Origin of the sequence: Clostridium sp. (assembly GCF_051654825.1) — a bacterium.
GTDB lineage: Bacteria > Bacillota > Clostridia > Clostridiales > Clostridiaceae > Clostridium.
Window position 1 is genome coordinate 1 of record NZ_JBOFYU010000138.1, and the last position, 7505, is coordinate 7505.

5 protein-coding genes and 1 pseudogene are annotated in these 7505 nt (G+C 29.9%); 2 read left to right on the forward strand and 4 right to left on the reverse strand.

Annotated elements, in window-relative coordinates; all coding sequences use genetic code 11:
* From ACRDBA_RS08490 to ACRDBA_RS08505, 4 genes and pseudogenes are all read right to left on the reverse strand, one after another.
* A pseudogene (locus tag ACRDBA_RS08490) lies at nucleotides 1-797 on the reverse strand (hypothetical protein); the annotation flags it as partial.
* Between the two features lie 35 nt (nucleotides 798-832).
* A complete protein-coding gene (locus ACRDBA_RS08495; protein WP_438572492.1) occupies nucleotides 833-1663 on the reverse strand; it encodes a carbohydrate ABC transporter permease in 831 nt (276 codons plus the stop codon).
* 3 nt (nucleotides 1664-1666) lie between these two features.
* A complete protein-coding gene (locus ACRDBA_RS08500; protein WP_438572493.1) occupies nucleotides 1667-2569 on the reverse strand; it encodes a carbohydrate ABC transporter permease in 903 nt (300 codons plus the stop codon).
* 96 nt (nucleotides 2570-2665) lie between these two features.
* Nucleotides 2666-3934 (reverse strand): ABC transporter substrate-binding protein, encoded by a 1269-nt coding sequence (locus tag ACRDBA_RS08505; protein WP_438572494.1) that lies wholly within the window; start codon nucleotides 3932-3934, stop codon nucleotides 2666-2668.
* 187 nt (nucleotides 3935-4121) lie between these two features.
* On the opposite strand from ACRDBA_RS08505, the gene ACRDBA_RS08510 reads away from it, so the two are divergent.
* Nucleotides 4122-5879 (forward strand): cache domain-containing sensor histidine kinase, encoded by a 1758-nt coding sequence (locus ACRDBA_RS08510; RefSeq protein WP_438572495.1) that lies wholly within the window; start codon nucleotides 4122-4124, stop codon nucleotides 5877-5879.
* Nucleotides 5860-7326, forward strand: a complete 1467-nt coding sequence (locus ACRDBA_RS08515; protein WP_438572496.1) for a response regulator transcription factor — start codon at nucleotides 5860-5862, stop codon at nucleotides 7324-7326. Before ACRDBA_RS08510 ends, ACRDBA_RS08515 begins: the two co-directional genes overlap by 20 nt.
* Nucleotides 7327-7505: the final 179 nt, after the last annotated feature.

Here is a 7505-nt window from a genome sequence, read left to right on the forward strand (position 1 = left end):
ACTGCTCCATCATGTCCTTTTGGGAACTGTCCATTAGTATTTAACCATCCATTAGCTAAAGATCCTTTTGGGTTTACTGGAAGTGGCATTGGTTGGAATCCATCATCTATTTGTATATATTCTAACCCGTAATCTCTTAAAGTTTCTCCAAAGAACTTAGATACATCTTCTACATTTTCTTGATTCACATCACGTCTAAATGCTTCCCACGAACACCATCCTGCTAGTGGTTTTAGATTTGGTCTAAATTCCCATGGCTTATGGTAGCTATAACCTAAGTGTCTTCTATAATATTGCATTCTTAAATTTATAAACAATGGCTTTGGTCCTAAGTCTATTTCTAGCTCTACCTTTAATGTACCATCTTCATTTTCTTCAAATCTATCACTTATCCATCTCCACTCACAGCCATTCCAGTCTATAAGTAAATCTTGATGTATATCATAAACTCCATTTGACCCTTCTATAGTTGGTCTACCTACTTGACCTATTATAGCTTCTTCATGCTTTGCACGATTTGGCTTCATATTTATGGCATCTTTGCTTAATAATAAAGTTACTTTACAAGTGATAGGTCTATCTACCATTACGTATAGTTGTTGTATAAAAGGAATGTTTTGTAGGTTTCCATCTGACCCATGTCTAAATCCTACTTCATCATCTCCTCCTACTTCCATAGTTATAATGTTTCTACCATTATACTCATATGTTAGTACTCTATTTTCCTCATCCCACTTATGTAGTGCATGAGCTATAGGTGGTTCAATTAGTGTAGGGTGAAAGTTTTCGTTGTTCATAATTATCCTCCATCATCTAGTTATTTAATAATTTATTATTTTATTGCACTGTCTATCATACCCTTGATAAAGTATTTTTGTAGGAACATAAACAGTATAACAATTGGTAATATACCTACTAACGCTGTAGCTGCTGCTGCATTCATATTTGATGAATTTTGAGCAAAGAAACTTGATATAGTTTGAGTTACAGTTTGCATTTCTGCTTTTTGTAACATATATAGTGAGAATTGGTAATCATTCCAACAGCTTACTCCTGTTAATATTACAACTGATGCTGTTACTGGCTTTAATTGAGGTAATACTATTTGGAAGAAGGTTCTAAGTGGTCCACATCCATCAATAGCTGCAGCCTCATCTAAATCTATTGGTATTGATTTTATAAAGTTATAGTATAAGAAAACACTCATAGGTAATTGGAAAGTCACAAGTATTGTGATTATTCCCCAGTAAGTACTAGTACCTTGTAAATCTGCCATCATTGAATATAATGGAACTACTATACTTAAAGGTGGAACCATCATTATCCCTATTATGAATGCTTTTATTTTCATATTTGTTTTTGTTGCATTTCTAGCTAGTGGATAGGCTGCCATTGCACCTATTACTGTTATTAAAATTATAGAAGTGAACGTTATTATTGAACTATTTGTTAAACCTCTTAGTATATTTCCTTGTTCAATAGCTATTTTAAAGTTGTCTAAGTATAAATAATCTGGAAATATCCATCTTGAACTTAGATCATCCGGTCTTTTAAAGGCTACACCTACTAGGATATATAGAGGAATTATGTGCACTAATGATATTAATACAGCTAATATACTTCTTTTAATATTTCCTTTTTGCTTTGTTTTTGTATTTGACATATTCTATACCTCCTTACTATCAAAATACTTCATGATAAGGTTTGAAACTATCGCTATAAATACAAATGTAAACAACCCTATAGTTACTGAGTAACCTGCATTTTGACTTCTAAAATAAGTATGTGTGACTAATGTTGATAATGAATGAGATGAGAATCCTGGTCCACCTGCTGTTAGGGCTTGTATAATATCAAATAGTTTTAGACCTCCTATTAGGTTTACTATTACTGAAGATGTTATTGCTGGTATTAATAATGGTAATGTTATGTATCTGAATTTGTTCCATGGAGAAATTCCATCTACATCTGCAGCTTCATAGTACATTTGTGGTATATTTTGAAGACCCGCTAAGTATATTACCATTGATATCCCAACGAATTGAAGTGTATTTATTAATGTCATTATTATTACGGCCCTTTGACCATTTGCTAACCAGTCTATTGGCTCTTTTCCTAGCATTATTAAAACATCATTGAATGCTCCCCCATTGTATTGGAATAGGAAATAAACAATATATCCCATAATCAAAGGTGCAATCATTACAGGTAAATATATAATAGTTCTTGCTATACCTCTTCCTCTAAACTTAGCATTTAAGAATATGGCATATGCTAGACCTAATACGTTTTGAAGTAATGTACTACCAAATCCATATATTATAGTATTGAATAATGCCAGTCTAACGTTTGGATCTGTAAGTAATCTCTTGTAGTTATCTAGTCCCACGAATTTATAACTTTGTGAAAATCCATTCCAGTTTGTAAAAGAAAACATTACCCCTTTAAGTAAAGGATATATTACGATTACTAAAAATAAGATTACTGCCGGTAAATAAAATAGATTCATTGTAGTTTTTTTATTTCTTAATAAAGATTTATCTTTCTTCATATCTGCTGTAGCTTTCATTTATTTCCTCCCCTCTTTAAACAATTTGAGAGTAACATTCGTTTAGTAGCTGAACTTACTCTCAAATTATTTAATACTATTTATTAATTATTATTTCTATTGATTTATTTTATCTTTGTAACTTTGAATCATTATATCAGATGCTTTTTGAACAGAATTCTTTTCTTTAGCTAATATACCTGCTCCACCTATACACATATCATCCCACATACCATTAGGTAAGAATGCTCTATCAAAGTAAGGCATAGTTTTAACATCTTTGTACTTATCATAATAAGTTTTAGCCATACCTGTATCACTATCAACACCATTTATTCCTGATGGCATTTTACTTATAGAAGATAATTCACTTAATACTTCTGGCTTAGCAAAGTAATTTAATAACTTAAGAGCTGCTTCTTCATTTTTAGAACTTTTGTTAACTCCTATAGCTATATCTTCACCAGCTATTAAAGTAGGCTCATCAGAAGCATCATTTGCTGGTATTGGCATAAATCCTAACTTAGCATCTTTGTTGTAAGATAATGCATCTGTCATTGTGTTGTTTCCATAGAATTCAAACGCTACTTTACCTTCTCCTAATAATTGAGCTGCTGTATTGTAATCTGATGTTAAGCTATCAACATTAAAGTATCCAGCATTGTTCCATTTTTCAAATAACCCTGCTACTTCTGACCATTTGTTCATATCAAAAGTACCATCTTTTAACTCCTTACGGTAGTTATTGCTTTCATTTGTTACATAGAATGATGGTGCTACCCAGTCAAAGAATTGACCTATTGTCCAGCTATCCTTACCACCTATATGTATTGGTGTAAATCCTGCATCCTTTATTTTTTGTAGTGCTTTTTCAAAGTCACCCCAAGTTTTTATTTCATCAACATTTACCCCTGCTTTTTCTATAACATCAACATTATATAATATACCAGCTATATCCATATTTACTGGTAATGCATATATATCATCATTTTCAGCTGTTATAACTGGCTTTATAGATTGAGATACATCTTTGAACCATGGTTGATCATTTAATGGTCTTAAATATTCAGAATATCTAGCAACTGACCATCCATGTGTAGTCCATAAATCTGGCAAATCATTTGCTGCCATTTTTGTTTTCATAAGCTCTTCATAACTACTCCCTGGAGCTGAGAACTCTACTTTTATTCCTGTTTCTTTTGTAAAATCTTCACATACCTTCTTTAAAGCATCTGCTGGTGCTCCTACCTTGTTTGTCATAAATGATACTGTAGCATCATCTTTATTTCCACCCTCAGAGCTTTTGTCTTCTGTGCTTGCACATCCAGTCAACATAGAAAACGTTAACATACTAGTTGTAAGAATACTTATTAGTTTTTTGTTCATCTTCTTCTCCCCCTCCATTTATTTAATATAATTATAGTTTTAATAATTCGATATATATATATATCAATTCTACACTTTAATAGTCATTTTCTACAATCGTTTTCCACTTTCTAATTGTCATCTTTTTACAATGTTGCTATAATTACTTTAGTATATAGTAAATTAAGGGGTGAATTGAGTAATTATTATGAAAAAATTTTACAATATTAGCTCTAAACTGATGATACTTTTTATATTTAGTGTTTTTGTACCAATGATTATTAGCCTTATGTTTTTGTTTAATTATTTCACAGGGGTACTAAGTGAACAAAACATGGATGCTTATAAAAATACGTTAAACTCTGTCTCAAGTAACATTGATACATATCTCGAAGATTTAAAAAAACTGACCTTGTCACCTTATATGTATAATGAAATTTATGAATACATGTATTATATGAACAACCATTTGAACCTTAAAGCTAATGATATTAATTCATATAATATGAATAAAAGTTATTCGTCCGTATTAAATAAGCTAATAAACACATCTAGAAAAGATATTTTAGCTATTACATTTATTCCTATAAATGATACTTCTAAGTCTTTTTTAGTAAACAAAGATTACTACAAATTATGTGAAATGAATTCCCCTGAAATTTATAAAGAATGGATTAACACTGCATTAAGTGATGCTGATGGACTTTACTTTACACCACTACACACTATTGAATATCCTATGTCTAGTGATAAATATAAAGTATTTTCTTTAATGAGGGTAGTAAAAAATCCTTATACTCAAAAGATTATCGGAATAATAAAAGTTGATGCTAAGGAGTATATGCTAAAAAATATCATATCTTCTATAAATGTAAGTCATAACTCCGAATTTTTATTATTAGATGAATCTAATCAAATTATATATTCTACTAATCCTGGACCTGAGTTAATAGATGAAGACTATAATCTAGATGATTACAAGCATTCTCTATCTAGCTATAACGTATTAGAAAAGAAAATAAATACAAGTAATTGGACTTTGTTATATTTAGATTCAAAAGCTGACCTTCATAGTAAAACTCTTGTTATTATGATAGTGTTTGTAATTATTGGATTATTATTTTTATTATTCTCAGCATTATTCTTTAAATTAAGAATCAAAGAAATAATTAATTCCGTTTCTAAAATTACCACTTCTATGGAAAAATTAGAAAACGGACAAGATGTAGTGGATTCTAATATATCTGGTACAGCTGAATTTGAATTTATTTCAAAAGCAATAAACAAAGTCGCTTCTAATACTAAAAAACAAGCTAAAAATGAATATGAAGCAATTATAAATCAGAAAAAAGCAGAATATACTGCTCTTCAAGCAAGAATAAATCCTCATTTTTTAAATAATATATTAAGTGGGTTTGTTACTCTTAATAGACTTAATGAAAAACAACTACTTGAAGATTCCATCATTCAACTATCCAAGTTTTATAGATACACTTGTAATAATGCAACTATATCTAATTTAGAAGAAGAATTTAGCTGTATAGAGAAGTATTTATCTCTTGAAAAACTTAGATTTGATGATTTGATAGAATTTGAATTGTCTTTAGATGAAAGTACTAAAGATATAAAATTACCTAAGTTAATTTTGCAGCCATTAGTTGAAAACTGTATAAAACATGGATTTAAAGAAAGTGGCGAGCCTATATTTATACATGTTAAATCAATAATTGAAACAATTAATGATGTAGATTATTTAATATTAACTGTAAGTGATAATGGAGATGGTTTTGATATAACTGCAACAGATCCTTATAACAGCGTAGGACTTAAAAATGTAACCGAACGTTTAAATTTATTTGAAAGTAATAGCGAATTTGTTATAGAAAGTAAACCTAGAGTATCAACTACATGCACACTAAAACTACCTTTGAAGGGGGAATGTAACTATGATTATATTACTAGCTGATGATGAAAAATTAGTTCGATTAGGTATTAAAAATATGATTGAAGAAATAGAGCCACACACTCATACATTTATAGAAGCGAGAAATGGCAAACAACTTATCAATGTTTTTAATGAAACTAAACCCGATTTAGCTTTTGTAGATATTAATATGCCTTTGATGGATGGTTTATCTGCTATAGAAAGTTGCAAGGACTCTTCTACAAATACTAGATGGTTTATCTTGACTGGAGAAAAAGAATTTCACTTAGCTAAAAAGGCTATTTCATTAGGGGTAAAAGATTATTTATTAAAGCCTATTAGTATAGATGAACTTAGACCAATTATATGCATCACTAAAACATCTAAGAAAGAAGATTTAATCAAAGATAATCATTCTTTTGAGTTAAATATAATATCTACTTATAATAAATTTTTTGCTAAAAGTATGGTAGATAATAAGCCTTGTGCTTTAGATTATGAATATGTCTATACCCCTTACCTATTTTCTATAGATGGTTTGAATAATATAGACAATGTCAGTGTAAAGCTAGATGAGGTTTTATGCTCTATTCGTGAATTCATGACTAATAAACTTGATGATAATTTAAGGTTTGCTATTCATTATATTGATGCTAATAATTTATTGCTGCTTGTTAGAAGTAACACTACTGTGTGTATTGATTTTGATTCATTGTTGTCTTCATTGCAGGGTTCTAATTATAGTATTACTCTGAGTAGATTTGGCAGGTATGATAATGAATTAGCCTTTTATAAGGATTTAGAAATTTTAAAAGAATATGCTTTTGTGCGAGTTATAGAAGACTTTAAAGGTATGATACATATTGATAATAGGTACGTTGAGGACAATAAAGATAGTTTATTGTTTTCTAAATATATTTACAAGTTGTGCGAATGCTATGTCAATAAAGAAGAGCTTTTGTACAATGAGTATTTGAACAAGATTAAGGAGTCTATTGATTTTAGAAATATTTATGATGCTTTAGATAAATGTTGTTTGAGTGATTTTATGAATTTAAGTATTAAGTTTAGTTTTGATGTTAATGGTAGTTTTTCTGATTTTGTTAGGGCTTTGGGTGAGTATGGTGGTACTATTTTTAAAAAGGGTAACAAGTCTTGTAATGATGATTTGGTGGATGAGATTATAGGGTATGTTAATGATAATTATATGAATGAGATTGGTGTTAGTACTATTGCTTATCTGTATAATATTACTCCTAATTATTTGAGCAAGATTTTCCATGAGAAGGCTGGGGTTAGGTTTATTGATTATATTACTTCTGTGAGGATTAGTGAGAGTAAGAAGTTGCTTATTGGTTCTTCTATGTCTATTCAGGAGGTGGCCAAGAGGGTTGGTTATAACAGTTCTTCACGTTTTTCTAAGCAGTTTGCTAAGTGTGAGGGGATGACTCCTTCGGAGTTTGTTAAGGGGAGTTTGGAGAGTGTTTGAATGAATGTGTAAATTAGTTTAGTATAGGGCTAGGTTTATTCCTAGCCCTATGAATTGAAACAACTGTTAGAGAAGTTTTTAATACTTCTATGTTTATTATCCTATGCATTAGTTTCTTCTTGTTATTTTATGTATTTTAGCATTAATTATCTGATGATATTAAGATCATCTCTTCTTCT